A 16,022-nucleotide genomic window follows, 5' to 3' on the forward strand; every position below is an offset into this window, starting at 1 on the left:
CGCTCGGCTAGACCGCGAGGCATGTGGCCGGACGTGGGGCGGCACCGCGTGCTGGGTCACGTCGTGTGCGGCGCGATGATTGTGACGGGACCGGCGTTCGCGCAGACCGCGCCCGCGCCGCCGCTGGTCGTGCCGCCGGCCCCGATGAGCGACGTCGATCCCAACGACCAGCTCGCGCCCTTGCCCGACATCGGGGTCGACTGGCCCGATCTCGCCACCGCTCCCGGTGAGCCGACCGCCGCGGCGAGCAACGTCGCTGCCAGCTTTCGCTACGGCTGGCGGATCGACGGCGTCGACGCGGTCGGCGGATCGTTGCTGCAACAGCGGTTCCGCGAGCTGTCGGTGCTGGCCGGTGCGGAGGGCAAGGAGGCCAATGCCGCGCAGCTCGATCGCCGCGCGCGGCAGGACGCCGACCTGCTCGTCACCTTGCTCAAGGGCAGCGGCTATTACGACGCCACCGTCACGACGCGCGTCGAGCGCGCGAAGAACCGCCCGGTGGTGGTGCTCGCCGCGACGCCGGGGCCGCTCTATCGCTTCACCGGGGTGACGCTCGCCGGGGTCGAGGCGGCGGGAGCGAAGGCGCCGGTGCTGCGCGATGCGTTCGGCGTGAAGGCGGACGATCCGGTCAATGCCGATGCGATCGCCGCCGCCGAGGCCAATCTCAAGACCCGCATCGGCGAGGAGGGCTTCCCGTTCGCGCAGGTCGGCGATCCCGAGGTGGTGGTCGACCGCGCGACGCAGACCGCGACGCTGGCGATGGAGGTCGCGCCCGGCACCGCGCGGCGCTTCGGCCGGATCACCGTCAATGCCGACAACAAGGTGTTCGACGCCGCGCACGTGCAGGACATCGCGCGGTTCAAGCCCGACCAGCCCTTCGAGACCTCGCAGGTCGACGATCTGCGCCGCGCGCTCGTCCAGACCGGGCTGGTCTCGACCGCCGAGGTGCGCGCGGTGCCCGGTGCCGATCCCGGGATCGTCGACGTCGCGGTGCGGCTGGAGCCCGCGCCGCCGCGCACCGTCGCGGTCGAGCTGGGCTATGGCACCGGCGAGGGCGCGCGCTCGGAAATCAGCTGGACGCATCGCAACCTCTTCCCGCCCGAAGGCGCGGTGACGCTGCGCGGCGTGGCGGGGACGCGCGAGCAGCTCGGGCAGATCACCTTCCGCCGCAACAACTTTCACGCGCGCGACCGCGTGCTGACCGCGCAGCTTTCTGCAGCGCACCTGCGCCGCGACGCGTTCGATGCGCAGACGATCTCGCTGTCGGCGGCGCTGGAGCGGCAGACCAACATCTTTTTCCAGAAGACCTGGACATGGTCGCTGGGGGCCGAGCTGGTCGCGACTGACGAGCGCGACGTGATCGCCGCGACCGGCGTGCCGCGTCGCCGCACCTTCCTGATCGGCGCGCTGCCGACCAGCCTCGGCTATGACGGGTCGGACGATCTGCTCAATCCGACGCGCGGCTTCCGCCTGTCGGGGCGGGTCAGCCCCGAAGTGTCGTTGCAGGACACGGTCTTCGGCTACACCCGTGTCCAGCTCGACGCGAGCAAGTATCAGCCGGTCACCGATGCGGTCGTGCTGGCGGGGCGGTTGCGGCTCGGCACGATTCTCGGCGCGCCGCGCGACCAGATCGCGCCGTCGCGGCGCTTCTATGCCGGTGGCGGCGCGTCGGTGCGCGGCTACAGCTTCCAGTCGATCGGCCCGCGTGACGTCAACAACGATCCGATCGGCGGGCGCAGCCTCGCCGAATTCGCGATCGAGGCGCGGGTGAAGGCGTTCGGCAATTTCGGTGTCGTCCCGTTCCTCGACGGCGGCAACATCTACACCGGCGGGCTGCCCGATTTCAGCGGGCTGCGTTACGGCGCCGGGATCGGCGTGCGCTATTACAGCAACTTCGGCCCGATCCGCGTCGATGTCGGCACCCCGATCAACCCGCAGCGCGGCGACTCGCGGATCGCGGTCTATGTGTCGCTGGGGCAGGCGTTCTGATGCGGGCGCTGCGCCTGCTCGGCTATGTCCTCGCCGCTCTGCTCGCGCTGGTCGCGATCGTGGCGGTGGTGATCGACACCGACGTCGGTCACCGGATCGTCGCCGACCGCGTCAACGCGCTCAAGCCCGATAACGGCCTGCGCTTCCGGCTCGGGCGGATCGAGGGGTCGCTGTACGGCACGGCCGAGCTGGTCGACTTCCGCCTCTACGATCCCAAGGGGCTGGTGCTGTCGGTGCCGCGCGCGCGGCTCGACTGGTCGCCGTTCGCCTGGCTCCACAACCGGCTCGACATCAGCGCGCTCGACATCCCGGTCGCGACGCTCGCCAAGCTGCCCGAGCCGCGCGACACCGGCCGTTCCGGGCCGCTGCTGCCGAAGTTCGACATCGCGATCGGCCGCCTCTCGGTCGCGCGGCTGATCGTCGCCCCCGCGGTCACCGGGCGGGTGCGCGACGGGCGGCTGCTCGCGCGCGCCGATATCCGCGACGGCCATGCGGTGGTCGCGCTCGACGCGCTGGTGGCAGGCAGCGACCGGGTACGGCTGCGGCTCGACTCGCGCCCCGCCGCGGGCAAGTTCGACATCGCCGCGCGCGCGCAGGGCGCGGCGACCGGCGTGCTCGCGCAACTGACCGGGCTACGCCGGACGATCGCGCTCGACATCGACGGCGCGGGCGACTGGCGGCAATGGCGCGGGCAGGCGGTGGCGGTGGCGGGCGGCGCGCGGCTCGTCGACCTCGCGCTCGGCAACAACGCCGGCCGCTACACGCTGACCGGCACCGTCGCGCCGGCCAGCGTGACGCGCGGCAAGCTCCAGTCGCTCACCGCGCCGCGCGTGCTGGTCAACGGCGCGGGGACATTCGTCAGCCGCCGCCTCGACGGGACATTGTCGCTACGCTCGCCGTCGCTGGCGTTGCAGGCGGAGGGGATGGTTGACCTCGCCGACAGTGCGTTCCGCAACCTGCGCGTCACCGGCCGGCTGCTGCGCCCGCCTGCGCTGTTCCGCAACATGACCGCGCGCGACCTGCAGCTGCGCGCGATCCTCGACGGCAATTTCCGCACCTTCGCGTTCGACTATCGCCTGACCGCCGACCGCTTCGCGTTCGACGACACCGGGTTCGAGCAGGCGCGCGCCGCCGGGCGCGGCCATTGGGGACCACGCCCGATCGCGCTGCCGGTCGCGTTCACTGCCGCGCGCGTCACCGGGGTCGGCGATGTCGCGGGCGGGATCCTGCGCAACCTGTCGCTGGCCGGGGTGCTGCGCGTCACCGCCGACACGATCACCGGCGAGGGGCTCAAACTGCGCTCCGACAAACTCTCCGGCGACATTGGGCTGACGCTCGACCTGCACACCGGGCGCTATGACGTCGCGCTGTCGGGCGCGCTCGGGCGTTACCTGATCCCCGGGCTCGGCGTGGTCGACGTGCGCTCGCAATTGCGCGTCGTCCCCGGACCCGACGGCCACGGCACGCGCGTGATCGGGCGCGGCACCGCGCGGATGCTGCGGCTCGACAACGGCTTCTTCCGCAGCCTCGCCGGCGGGCTGCCGCAGATCGAGACCTTGCTCGAGCGCACCCCCGACGGCGTGCTCCATTTCACGCGGCTCGTGCTCACCGCGCCGTCGCTGCGGCTGGCGGGCACCGGTTATCGCCGCCGCGACGGCACCTTCGTGTTCGAGGGGTCGGGGACGCAGAGCAGCTACGGCCCGGTCCAGCTCAAGCTCGACGGCAAGATCGAGAAGCCGACCATCGACCTGGTGTTCGCGCGCCCCAATGCCGCGATGGGGCTCAGCAACGTCCGCGCGCATCTCGATCCGACGCCGCAGGGCTTCGCCTTCACCGCTGCGGGCGGGTCGCGGCTTGGCCCGTTCGAAGGCGCGGGCGCGATCCTGCTGCCGCCGGGCGGGCAGACGCAGATCGCGATCGCGCGGCTTGATGTCAGCGGCACGCGCGCCAGTGGTACGCTCGACATCGTCGACGGCGGGTTCCGCGGACGGATGAATGTCGCCGGGGGCGGCTTCACCGGCGCGCTCGACTTCGCGCCGGTCGGTGAGGTGCAGCGGATCAGCGGCCGGATCGACGCGCGCAACGCGCGGCTGGCCGGTGCGGCGACCGTCCGGCAGGCGCGGGTCGACTTCAACGTGCTGCTCGAACCCGATGGCGCGCGCGTCAACGCCACCACCAGCGGCGCGGGGCTGCGGCGTGGTGCGTTGTCGGTGTCGCGCTTCTCGGGACAGGCGGCGCTGACCGGCGACACCGGCGAGGTGCGCGCGTCGATCGCCGGATCGCGCGGCGTCGGCTTCCGCGTCGATACCGTCACGCAGATCACCGCCGACGGCTATGCGGTCCGCGCCTCGGGGACGATCGGCGCGCAGCCGATCCGGCTCGAGACTCCTGCGGTGCTCCGCCGCGAGGGCGACCGCTGGACGCTGGCGCCGACCAGGCTGACCTTCGCAGGCGGCAGCGCGGAAGTATCGGGCCGGCTCGGCAATGGCGAGACCGCGGTGCGCGCCGCGCTCACCCGCCTGCCGCTCGGCGTGCTCGACATCGGCTATAGCGGGCTCGGGCTCGGCGGCACCGCGACCGGGACGCTCGAACTCGACGCGCGCGACGGCGCGGCGCCGACCGGGCGCACCAATCTGACGATCCGCGGGCTGACCCGCTCGGGGCTGCTCAGCTCGTCGGCGCCGATCGACATCGGGGTCGCGGGGGTGCTGGGCGCCGACAAGCTCGGCGTGCGGATGGTGATGGCGTCGGGCGGGCGCACCGTGGGCCGCGCGCAGGCGCTGCTCAAACCGCTCGGCAGCGGCAATTTGGTCGAGCGGCTGACCAAGGCCGGCGTGTTCGCGCAGCTCCGCTATTCCGGCCCCGCCGACACGCTCTGGCGGCTGACCCGCATCGAGCTGTTCGACCTGTCCGGCCCGGTCGCGCTGTCGGCGGACGTCACCGGCACGGTCGCCAGTCCGCAGATCCGCGGGCTGGTTCGCGCCAGCAACGCGCGCATCCAGAGCGCGACCACCGGCACCGTCGTCACCAACATCCAGACCGCCGGGCGCTTCGACGGGTCGCGGCTGCGGATCGAGCGCTTCACCGGCGACGCGGGGCGCGGCGGGCGCGTGACCGGCACCGGCACGTTCGACTTCGCCGCCGCCAACGGCGTCGCCTTCGACCTGCGGATCGACGCCGATCACGCGGTGCTGATCGACCGCGAGGACATTGGTGCGACCGCGACCGGGCCGCTCGCCTTCACCTCCGACGGGGTCGGCGGCGTGATCTCGGGCGACGTGCGGCTCGACAGCAGCCGCTACCGGCTCGGGCAGGCGACCGTCGCCAGCGCGCTGCCGCAGATCAACGTCCGCGAGATCAACGTGCCCGGTGGCGATCAGGCCGACGACGACGCCGCCGCGCCGTGGCGGCTCGACGTCCATGCCCGTGCGCGCAACGGGCTGATGGTCTCGGGGCTGGGTCTGTCCAGCGAATGGACCACCGACGTGCAGCTTGCCGGCTCGCCGACCAATCCCGCGATCACCGGGCGCGCCGATCTCGTCCGCGGCGATTACGAGTTCGCGGGGCGCGAGTTCGAGCTGTCGCGCGGGATCATCCGCTTCGCGGGCGAGGTGCCGGCCAACCCCGCGCTCGATATCGAGGCGGCGGCGAACACCACCGGGCTCAACGCGACGATCCGCGTCACCGGCGTCGCGCAAAAGCCCGAGATCAGCTTCGCGAGCACCCCGACGCTGCCACAGGACGAATTGCTCTCGCGGCTGTTGTTCGGCACCTCGATCACCAACCTGTCCGCGCCCGAGGCATTGCAGCTCGCCGCCGCGGTGGCGGCGTTGCAGGATGGCGGCAACGGGCTCAACCCGATCAACGCGGTGCGTCGCGCGGCGGGGCTCGACCGGCTGCGCATCCTCCCCGCCGATCCGCAGACCGGGCAAGGCACGTCGATCGCCGCGGGAAAATACGTCACGCGGCGGCTCTATGCGGAGATCATCACCGACGGTGCCGGCTATTCCGCAACGCGGGTCGAGTTTCAGGTGACGCGCTGGCTGTCGCTGCTGTCCTCGATCTCGACCCTGGGGCGTCAGAGCGGCAACGTTCGGATTTCGCGGGATTATTGAGCGGGGGCTCGAAACAACCGTGCTTCGAGACGCAATCTCGACTTCGCTCGATGGCTCCTCAGCACGGACGGGAGGGTGGGTGGCAGATCAACGTTTTGCCTACTCACCCCCGTTCGTCCTGAGGAGAGGCTGAGCTTGCCGAAGCCTCGTCTCGAAGGACAAGCGCACCCGCCGCCACCCGCCAATCACCCTATCCTGCGGCAACAAACCGGAACCCCGCGACACCCCCACGGTTAAGCGCGTAACGATGACGACTCCCCAACTTCTCTCGATCGCCACCCTGATCGGGATGATGGCGCTCTTCATCTGGGGGCGCTTCCGCTACGATGTGGTCGCGATCATCGCGCTGCTCGCCAGCCTCGCGCTCGGCATCGTCGCGCCCGACGACGCCTTCAAGGGCTTCTCCGACGACATCGTCATCATCGTCGCCTCGGCGCTGGTCCTGTCGGCGGCGGTGCAGCGCTCCGGGGTCATCGAGCGCGTGTTGCGGCAGGTCGCACGCCGCGTCCGCCGGGTTCGCGGGCAATTGCTCGTGCTGACCGGCTCCGTCGGCGTCGCCAGCGCGTTGGTCAAGAACATCGGCGCGCTGGCGATGCTGATGCCCGCCGCGATCCAGATGGCGAAGAAGAACAATGCCTCGCCCTCGGTGTTCCTGATGCCGATGTCGTTCGCCTCGCTGCTCGGCGGGCTGATGACGCTGGTCGGCACCTCGCCGAACATCATCGTCAGCCGCTCGCGCGAACAGATGCTCGGCGAGCCGTTCGGGATGTTCGACTATACGCCGGTCGGGCTCGGGCTGCTGGTCGTCGGCTTGCTGTATCTCAGCGTCGCCTATCGCCTGATCCCCGCCGACCGCCGCGCCGCGCCGAGCATGGCCGAGGCGCTCGACATCACCGGCTATGTCACCGAGATCGTGATCCCCGAGGGCTCGCCCGCGGTCGGCGAGATGGTCGAAGCGTTCCTCGACCGCCACGAACATGAGGTGACGATCACCCGCATGGTGCGCGCCGGGATGCGCAGCCATCCGCTCGCCGATACCGAGCTGCGCGCGGGCGATACGCTGATCCTCGGCGGTGACCCGGACGCGCTCGAACGCGCGATCGCGGGCGACCGGCTGACGCTCGAGAGCGAGGAGCGCGAGAAGCGCACCGATCGCGGCGAGAGCGAGATCGGCGTGATCGAGGCGGTCATCAATCTTGGCTCGCCGCTGGAGGGGCAGACCGCCGGGCGGCTCGACCTGCAGGCGCGCTACGGCGTCAACCTGATCGCGATCTCGCGTCGCGACGAACGGCTGTCGCGGCGGCTCGGCAACATCGCGCTGCGCACCGGCGACGTCGTGGTGTTGCAGGGCACGCTCGACACCTTGCCCGAGAAATTGCGCGAACTCGGCTGCCTGCCGCTCGCCGAGCGCGAGTTGCGGCTCGGCACCAGTCGGCGCGGCTGGCTGCCGGTCGCGGTGCTCGGCGCGGCGATGTTCGCGACCGCGATGGGCTGGGTGCCGGTCGGCGTCGCCTTCTTCGCGGCGGCGGGGATCGTCGTCGCGACCGGGCTGCTGCCGGTGCGCGAGGCATACAACCATATCGAATGGCCGATCCTCGTAATGCTCGGCGCGCTGATCCCGGTGTCGGACTCGCTGCGCACCACCGGCGCGTCCGACGTGATCGCGACGTGGCTGGCGCAGACCGCGGCGGTGCTCCCGGCGTGGGGCGCGGTGGCGCTGATCCTCGCCGCGGCGATGGCGGTGACGCCGTTCCTCAACAATGCCGCGACCGTGCTAGTGATGGCGCCGATCGCCGCGCAGTTCGCGGGCGACCTCGGCTATCGGCCGGAGGCGTTCCTGATGGCGACCGCGGTCGGCGCGGGCAGCGATTTCCTCACGCCGATCGGGCACCAGTGCAACACGCTGGTGCTGGGGCCGGGCGGCTATCGTTTCGGCGACTATGCGCGGCTTGGCGCGCCGCTGTCGGCGCTGGTGCTGCTGGTCGGCACGCCGCTGATCCTGTTCTTCTGGCCGCTGCATTGATCGGGATCACATAGAAATATCGGCGTGTTTCCGGGACGTTCGCCGGGCGCGGCGCGTTTGCGACGGCACGTTTCCAGAAGATGTGACGGAGAGAGAAGATGAAGCGTTTCCTGCCGGTCTCTGCCCTCGCCATCGTGCTCGCCACGCCGGCCGTCGCGCAGCAGATGACCCCCGACGCCTATGTCGCCGCCGCCGGTGCCGGCGATCTCTATGAGAAGACGTCGAGCCAGCTCGTGCTGCAATCGACCAAGGATCCCAAGGTCCGCTCGTTCGCGCAGGGCATGATCCGCGACCACAACAAGAGCACTGCGATGGTCAAGAGCGCGGCGACAAAGGCCGGGCTGAAGCCCAAGCCGCCGGTGATGACTCCCGAGCAGAACGGGATGGTGGCCCAGCTCCGCAAGGAAAGCGGCACCGCGCGCGACCGCACCTACCTGACCCAGCAGCAGACCGCGCACCAGCAGGCGCTCGCGCTGCATCAGGGCTATGCCGCCAACGGCACCGCCACACCGCTGAAGACCGCCGCCGGCCAGATCGCCCCGGTCGTGCAGCACCACATCGACATGCTCAAGGGCATGTAATCCTTCTACGTCGCCCCGGACTTGATCCGGGGCCCCGCTTTTACCTCAGCGCGAGCTGAAGAAGCGGGACCCCGGGTCAAGCCCGGGGTGACGAAGGAAGGGAACCCAAAGGCTATCCGTCACTTCGGGCAGCTGTCTCCCGCCCCCGCATCCAGATCGAGGCACCGCCCGTCGAGCCCCGACACCGGCAGCCCGATCGTCGCCGCCAGCGTCGGCGCAATGTCGACCGTTTCGACCGACAGCGGCTGCTCGAACGCGACCATGCCCTTGCGCCAGAACAGGATCGGCACGCGCCGATCGTAATCCCACGGGCTGCCGTGCGTCTCGACATAGAAAGGCGCGGGCTTGACGATCGTCGTCACGCGCGGCTTGAGCATCACCATCAGGTCGCCGGACCGCTCCGCATCATAGGAGGCGCGCGCGCGCTCCAGCAGCGTCCACGTCTCTGGCGGCGTTTTCGCGAACGGCGTCGCCGCGATTTCGTCGCGGGTGAACGCCGCGGCAACCTGCGGCATCGCCAGATAGCGGCGCTTGGCCTCCACCAGCACCTGCTTGCGCCGCGCCGCCGGCACGGTGTCGGCGATGTACACGTCGCTCTCCGGCCCGATCAGCACCGGCCCGGCGATGCCGAGGTCGCGCCCGATCGCCGCGCCGACCAGCTTGGCGGCGTTGCTGGCGTCGGCATGTTGCTCCATCGGCATCGCGCGCTGCTGCTGGCGCTCGGTCATGTCGTGCGCGCCGTGATCGGCGGTCAGCATTACCTCGTAATCGAGCCCCCATTCATCGAGCTGCGCGAGGAACGCGCCGATCGTCTGGTCGAGCTGCGCCATCTGGATGCACATCTCCGAACCCTGCGTGCCCAGCGCATGACCGACATAATCGGTCGCCGACGCGCCGACCGCGATCAGGTCGGTGCCTGCGCCCTGGCCGAGCTTCATGTCCTGGATCAGCCCGGCGGCGAGCGCGAACACCGCGCCGTCGAGCGCCGGGGAGGCGCGGAACGACTTGGCGTCGCCCGCGGCACGCTGGAACTGCCCGGTGCCGATCGTCTGCCCGCCGACCGCGATCGGCTGCGCCAGTCCCTTGCAATAGCCGGGCAACGGCAGCGGCGCCTGCGGAGCCGCGAGCAGCTTGCCGACAGCATCATTGGCGCGTGTCACCACCGCCGGTACCGGCGCGGTGCTGCGCGACGGCAGGGTGATGAAATGGTCGGTCGCCCAGAACCACATCTGGTCGGTGTGGTGCCCGCCCATCATGATCGCCGCGCGGTCCTTGCCCGCCACCGCGACGACGCGGGTGCGCGGATCGGCGCGCTTCATCATGTCGCCCAGCGTGTCGACGCGCAGGTGCAGATCGGACGGCTGGTATTTGTCGTGATCCGAGCCGGGCGCGCGCTCGTCCTCCGCGCAATAGACCGCCTTGTCCGGCCGACCGGCCCGCTGGTCGATCCAGGTGTTGGCGATGATCCCGGTATGCGCGGGACGCATCCCCGTCAGGATCGTCGAGTGACCGGGGCAGGTTTCGGTCGCGGCATGGCTCTGATAGCCCGAGGGGAAGACCACACCCTGCTGCAAGCGCGCGAGGCCGTCGGTGTAGCGGTTGCGATATTGCGCGAACAGGTCGGCGGAGAATTGGTCGACCGAGATCGCGACGATCAGCTTGGGCTTGCCCTGCGGCGTCGCGGCGGCGGCGGGCGCGGCGGCCGGCGTCTGGGCGAGGGCGGGCAGCACCAGCGCGGCACTGGTCAGCAAAGCGGCGGCAAACAGCGATTTCATCGGGCAACCTTGATGCAACGAGGGGGCGAAGCGGCTATGATCCCGCTCCGATGATCAGGCAAGCAGTGCGCGCGGCGCTTTTCACTCTGATGACAGCCGTTTCGCTGCTGCTGCCAACCGTGGCGAGCGCGCAGGCGCGGCATGTCGCGATGACGCTGCTCGCCGAGAGCGACCGGCCCGCGCCGGGCAGCACCGTCGCGCTCGCGATCCATGCCGTCCCCGACGCAGGCTGGCACGGATACTGGCTCAATCCCGGCGACGCGGGGGTGGCGACGCGGGCCACCTGGACGCTGCCCAAAGGCGCGACCGCGGGGGCGCTCGCCTATCCGCCGCCGGGGCGGCTGGTGATCGCCGGGCTGATGAACCATGTCTACGAACGCCCATGGACGATGCTGACCACGCTGACCGTTCCCAAGGGGCTGGCGCCCGGTGCCGCGCTGCCGGTGCGCGTCAAGCTCGACTATCTCGTCTGCACCGAGACGATCTGCGTTCCCGAGACGCAGGAGCTGAGCACGCAACTGACCGTCGGCGACGGCGCGGTCACGCCCGCGCGCCGCGCGCAATTCGACGAATGGCGGCGCGCGCTCCCGCGCCCGCTCGGTAGCACCGCGACCTGGCAGATCGATGGCGCGCGCTTCCGCCTGTCGGTGCCCTATCCGGCCGACGCGCCGCTGGGCGAGGCGTGGTTCTACCCCGCGCGCGGCGGCGCGACCGACTATCCCGCCCAGCAGACCGTCACCCGTGACGGTGAGCGGCTGGTGGTCGAGACCAAGGCCGCCGCCACGCCGGAGCGTGGCGCGCTGGAGGGTGTGCTGACGCTCGGCGACGGCACCGCACTGGCGCTGGTCGCGCAGCCCGGCACCGTCGCGCCCGCCGACGCGTCGGCGGCGCTCGATTGGGGCGTCGCGCTGGCCGCGTTCGGCGGCGCATTGCTCGGGGGGCTGCTGCTCAACATCATGCCGTGCGTCTTCCCGATCCTCAGCCTCAAGGCGCTCGGCCTGGCGCGGTCGGGCGAGAGCGAACGCCACGCGCGGGTCGAGGCACTCGCCTATACCGCGGGCGTGGTGCTGGTGTGCCTCGCGCTCGGCGCAACCCTGCTGGTGCTGCGCGCGGGCGGGGCGAGCGCCGGCTGGGCGTTCCAGTTGCAGGACCCGCGCGTCGTCGGCGTGCTGTTGCTGCTCGTCGTCGCGATCGCGCTCAACCTCGCCGGTTTGTTCGAGCTGCCGACCCCGCAATTCGCCGGGCGCAGCGGCGCGAGCGGCGCGTTCATGACCGGCGCGCTCGCCGCCTTCGTCGCGACGCCGTGCACTGGGCCGTTCATGGGCGCGGCGCTCGGCGCGGCGCTGGTGCTGCCGCCGGTCGCGGCGCTGCTGGTGTTCGCGGGGCTGGGGCTCGGCATCGCGCTGCCGTTCCTGTTGATCGGCTTCGTCCCGGCGCTGCGGCGACGGCTGCCGAAGCCCGGCATGTGGATGGTGCGGCTGCGCCACATTCTGTCGGTGCCGATGTTCGCGACCGCGCTCGCGCTCGCCTGGGTGCTCGGGCGACAGGCAGGCGTCGACGGGATGACGATCGCGCTCGCCGCCGCTTTGCTCGCCGGGCTCGGGCTGTGGTGGAGCGGGCGGCGGCAGGCGCTGGGCGCGCGGCTGGTGTGGGCGCCCGCGCTGGTTGCGCTGCTGCTGGGCGGTGGCGCGCTCGCCACGGTTCGCGCGCAGCCGGCCGGCGCGGCGGTCGCCGGCGTCGCGGGGGCCGAGCCGTTCACCGAGGCGCGGCTCGCGGCATTGCGCGCGGAGGGGCGGCCGGTCTTCGCCTATTTCACCGCCGACTGGTGCCTGACGTGCAAGGTCAACGAAAAGGCCGCGATCGAGACGCAAAGCGTGGCGGACGCCTTCCGGCGCAACAAGGTCGCGGTGCTGGTCGGCGACTGGACCGATGGCGACCCGGTGCTCGGCCGCTTCATCGCGCAGCACAATCGCGCCGGGGTGCCGCTCTACCTCTTCTACCCGCGCGGCACCGCCGACCCGCGCGTGCTGCCGCAGGTGCTCACCCCGCCGATGCTCACATCGTTGCGTTGAGGGATCGCTGCGCTGCAATGAAATGTTGCGCACGCCGTTGATCTCGCTCAGCATGCGACGAATCCGATCGTCGGACGTTGCAGGGGGCAAATGGGGACAACGGCGTTCGACGAGATCATGGGGGCCAGCAGCGCCGAGGGCGCGCGCCCCGAGTTGCGGGAATTGTGTCGCTGGCTGGCCGACACGCCCGACGGCGAGTTGCGCCGTCGCCAGCAATCGGCCGAAGCGACCTTCCGTCAACTCGGCATCACCTTCGCGGTCTATGGCGAGAGCGAGGCGGGCGAGCGGATCATTCCGTTCGACATCGTGCCGCGCGTCTTCCTCGCCGACGAATGGGCGCGGCTGTCCGAAGGGCTGGTCCAGCGCGTCGAGGCGATCAACGCCTTCCTCGTCGACATCTACGGCGACCAGAAGATCCTGCGCGACGGCGTGCTGCCCGCCGACCTGATCCTCGGCAACGCGCAATTCCGTCCCGAGATCGCCGGCATCCGCCCGCCGCACGATGTCTGGGCGCATATCTGCGGGATCGATCTCGTCCGCACCGGCCCCGACGATTTCTTCGTACTGGAGGACAATGCCCGCACGCCCTCGGGGGTCAGCTACATGCTGGAGAACCGCGAGGCGATGGTGCGGCTGTGCCCCGAGCTGTTCGCGAAGTTCCGCGTCGCGGCGGTCGACAGCTATCCCGATCGGCTGCTCGAGACCATGCGCTCGGTCGCGCCGCGCGGTTGCGGTGGCCCGCGCCCGACCTGCGTGGTGCTGACGCCGGGCCATTACAATTCGGCCTATTACGAGCACAGCTTCCTTGCCGACTCGATGGGGGTCGAACTGGTCGAAGCCGCCGATCTCGTCGTCGATGACGACGTCGTCTACATGCGTACGATCGAGGGCCGCGTGCGCGTCGACGTCATCTACCGCCGCGTCGACGACGATTATCTCGATCCGCTCGTCTTCCGCCCCGATTCGATGCTCGGCGTGCCGGGGCTGATCGCCGCCTATGCGGCGGGCAATGTCGCGATCATCAACGCGCCGGGCAACGGCATTGCCGACGACAAGGCGATCTACAGCTACATGCCCGAGATCGTGAAATATTACTCGGGCGGTGATGCGCGGCTGCCGAACGTGGAAACCTATCGCTGCCGTGAGCCGCAGGCGTTGAAATACGTCCTCGACCATCTCGATGAGCTGGTCGTCAAGCTGGTCGACGGGTCAGGCGGTTACGGGATGCTGGTCGGCCCCACCGCCTCGTCGGCCGAGATCGAGCGCTTCCGCGCCGCGCTGGTCGCCGAACCCGAACGCTATATCGCGCAGCCGACGCTGGCGCTGTCGACCGTGCCGACGCTGGTCGAGCAGGGCGTCGCGCCGCGCCACGTCGATTTCCGCCCGTTCGTGCTGACCGGCGCGAAGGGCGTGCAGGTCGTCCCCGGCGGGCTGACCCGCGTTGCGCTGCGCGAGGGCTCGCTGGTCGTCAACTCGTCGCAGGGCGGCGGGACCAAGGACAGCTTCGTGCTGATGGACGAACCGCGCGGCATGACGCAGACGATGGGGAACATGACCCAGACGCTCGGCGGAGGGCAGCGCTGATGCTCAGCCGCACCGCCGCGTCGCTCTACTGGCTGGGCCGCTATGTCGAGCGCGCCGATTTCGTCGCGCGGCTGATCGAGGCGACGCTGCGCCTCGACGTGCTTTCCCCGCGTTCGGCGGGTGAGGATGCGTGGCGCACCGCGCTCGCGGTCAGCGAAACCGCCGACGCCTTCGCGGCCGGCGGCCAGGCGTTGAGCCGCGAAGAGGTCGCGCATTTCCTGCTCGCCGACGGTACGCATCCCGGCTCGATCCTGCGCTGCCTCGCGATGGCGCGCGACAATGCGCGCGCGGTGCGCACCGCACTCAGCCGCGAGGCGTGGCAGGCGATCAACGGCGCGTGGCTGATCTTCGACCAGCGGATCGGGCGGCTCGATCCGACCGCGGTGCTCGGGGTCGTCGATGCGGTGAAGGCCGAGACGCGCGGCTTCGAGGGCGCGGTGCACCGGATGCTGCGTAACCAGACGACCTCGTTCATCCGGCTCGGACAGGCGGTCGAGCGCACCGACAACACCGCGCGGCTGCTCGACGTAAAATACCATATCCTGCTGCCCGAGGGCGAACGGGTCGGCGGGACGGTCGATCGCGACCAATGGACGACGATCCTCCAGACCGTGTCGGCGGTCACCGCCTTCCGCTGGCTCTACAACGACGGGCTCAATCCGACCAACGTCATCGACCTGTTGCTCAGCCGCGCCGAATTGCCGCGCAGCCTCGCCGCCTCGATCGAGGAGACGGTCGCCGCGCTCACCGCACTGGCGCGCGCGAGCGGCACGCAGGGCGAGGCCGACCGGATGGCGCGCACGCGGCAGGCCCGCGTCGCGCGCACCCGCACCGGCGACGTGATCGCCGCCGGGCTCCACCAGCATCTTCAGGCCCTGATCGTCGAGAACGCGCAATTGCACGACGCGATCGGCCGTCAGTTCAAGTTCCACTGATGCGCCTGACGATCGACCACCGCACCACCTATCGTTTCACCGCGCCACAGGGGCGTGTCGTGCAATTGCTGCGCATGACCCCGCGCAACACGCACGACCAGACGGTCGCAGCGTGGGACATCAACATCGACTGCGACGCGCGTCTGCGCGAGCATCGCGACGGTTTCGGCAACATCACCACGATGCTCTACGCCGAGGGCCCGCTGTCGGGGATCGAGATCAGCGTCGCGGGCGAGGTGGTGACGAGTTCGTCGAGCGGCGTGCTGCACGGTACGTTCGAGCCGCTGCCCGCCGCGCTCTACCTGCGCAGCACGCCTGCGACCCATGCGGAGCCGGCGCTCGCCGCCTTTGCGCAGGCGACGACCGAAGGACGCGCGCCGATCGCCGCGCTCCACGCGCTCAATGCCGCGGTGCATGAGCGGTTCACGGTGGTCGACGGGCGCCCCGAGCCCGGGCTGACCGTCACCGCCGCCTTCGCGCGCGATACCGCCACCGCGCGCGATCTGGCGCAGGTTTTCGTCGCCGCGGCGCGTGCCGCGGGTTTCCCGGCACGCTACGTCACCGGCTATTGCGATGCGCTCCCCAACGGTCGACCGACGCCGCATGGCTGGGCGGACGCTTGGGTCGACGGGCTCGGCTGGGTCGGATTCGACCCGACGCTCGGCCTGTCGCCCGAGGCGCATCACGTGCGCGTCGCGGTCGCGCTCGACGCCGCCGGCTGCTCGCCGGTCGCGGGCTCGCGGCTGGGCGAGGGCCGCGAATGCCTCGACGTCGAGGTGCAGGTCAGCGGACAGGATTGACCGCACGCCCCGGATCGTATACCGCCCGCGACAACATCAAGAGTCGACCTAGTTCGACGCCAACCTGCTCCCGAGCAAGGTGGCGCCTCCAGCGATGGGGGGATGTGGCCGGACCGGCAACCAACGGGACCTCTCGCCACATATCGTTCCG

Annotated in this window: 9 protein-coding genes and 1 riboswitch; of the genes, 8 read left to right on the plus strand and 1 reads right to left on the minus strand. The window is 70.7% G+C overall.

Annotated features, from left to right (window positions below):
- Window positions 1-21: 21 nt before the first annotated feature.
- The 4 genes from PGN16_RS14840 to PGN16_RS14855 all read left to right on the plus strand — a co-directional run bounded on the left by PGN16_RS14840 (window position 22) and on the right by PGN16_RS14855 (window position 8,705).
- Entirely contained in the window at window positions 22-1,986 is a 1,965-nt protein-coding gene (locus tag PGN16_RS14840; RefSeq protein WP_335310141.1) for an autotransporter assembly complex protein TamA, read from the plus strand.
- Window positions 1,986-6,101: a translocation/assembly module TamB domain-containing protein gene (locus PGN16_RS14845; protein ID WP_335310142.1), complete on the plus strand. Its 4,116-nt coding sequence runs from the start codon at window positions 1,986-1,988 to the stop codon at window positions 6,099-6,101. Before PGN16_RS14840 ends, PGN16_RS14845 begins: the two co-directional genes overlap by 1 nt.
- Window positions 6,102-6,393: 292 nt before the next feature.
- Window positions 6,394-8,124 carry an SLC13 family permease gene (locus PGN16_RS14850; RefSeq protein ID WP_335310143.1) on the plus strand — a complete coding sequence of 577 codons (1,731 nt, stop codon included), beginning with the start codon at window positions 6,394-6,396 and terminating at the stop codon, window positions 8,122-8,124.
- Between the two features lie 98 nt (window positions 8,125-8,222).
- Entirely contained in the window at window positions 8,223-8,705 is a 483-nt protein-coding gene (locus tag PGN16_RS14855; RefSeq protein WP_335310144.1) for a DUF4142 domain-containing protein, read from the plus strand.
- A 119-nt stretch (window positions 8,706-8,824) separates the two neighbouring features.
- Here the strand turns inward: PGN16_RS14855 and PGN16_RS14860 are convergent, their stop codons facing one another.
- Entirely contained in the window at window positions 8,825-10,480 is a 1,656-nt protein-coding gene (locus PGN16_RS14860; protein WP_335310145.1) for an alkaline phosphatase family protein, read from the minus strand.
- Window positions 10,481-10,569: 89 nt separating this feature from the next.
- Between PGN16_RS14860 and PGN16_RS14865 the strand changes: the two genes are divergently transcribed.
- From PGN16_RS14865 to PGN16_RS14880, 4 genes are all read left to right on the plus strand, one after another.
- Window positions 10,570-12,552: a protein-disulfide reductase DsbD family protein gene (locus PGN16_RS14865; protein WP_335310146.1), complete on the plus strand. Its 1,983-nt coding sequence runs from the start codon at window positions 10,570-10,572 to the stop codon at window positions 12,550-12,552.
- Window positions 12,553-12,642: 90 nt separating this feature from the next.
- Window positions 12,643-14,136 carry a circularly permuted type 2 ATP-grasp protein gene (locus PGN16_RS14870; RefSeq protein WP_335310147.1) on the plus strand — a complete coding sequence of 498 codons (1,494 nt, stop codon included), beginning with the start codon at window positions 12,643-12,645 and terminating at the stop codon, window positions 14,134-14,136.
- Window positions 14,136-15,071 (plus strand): alpha-E domain-containing protein, encoded by a 936-nt coding sequence (locus PGN16_RS14875; RefSeq protein WP_335310149.1) that lies wholly within the window; start codon window positions 14,136-14,138, stop codon window positions 15,069-15,071. Before PGN16_RS14870 ends, PGN16_RS14875 begins: the two co-directional genes overlap by 1 nt.
- On the plus strand, window positions 15,071-15,871 hold the full coding sequence (locus tag PGN16_RS14880) for a transglutaminase family protein (protein WP_335310150.1): 801 nt from the start codon (window positions 15,071-15,073) through the stop codon (window positions 15,869-15,871). The genes PGN16_RS14875 and PGN16_RS14880 overlap by 1 nt, the downstream gene beginning before the upstream one ends.
- Before the next feature lie 28 nt (window positions 15,872-15,899).
- A riboswitch (SAM-I-IV-variant riboswitch) is annotated at window positions 15,900-16,005 on the plus strand.
- Window positions 16,006-16,022: the final 17 nt, after the last annotated feature.

It is taken from the genome of Sphingomonas phyllosphaerae, from assembly GCF_036946485.1.
Classification (GTDB): Bacteria; Pseudomonadota; Alphaproteobacteria; order Sphingomonadales; family Sphingomonadaceae; genus Sphingomonas; species Sphingomonas phyllosphaerae_E.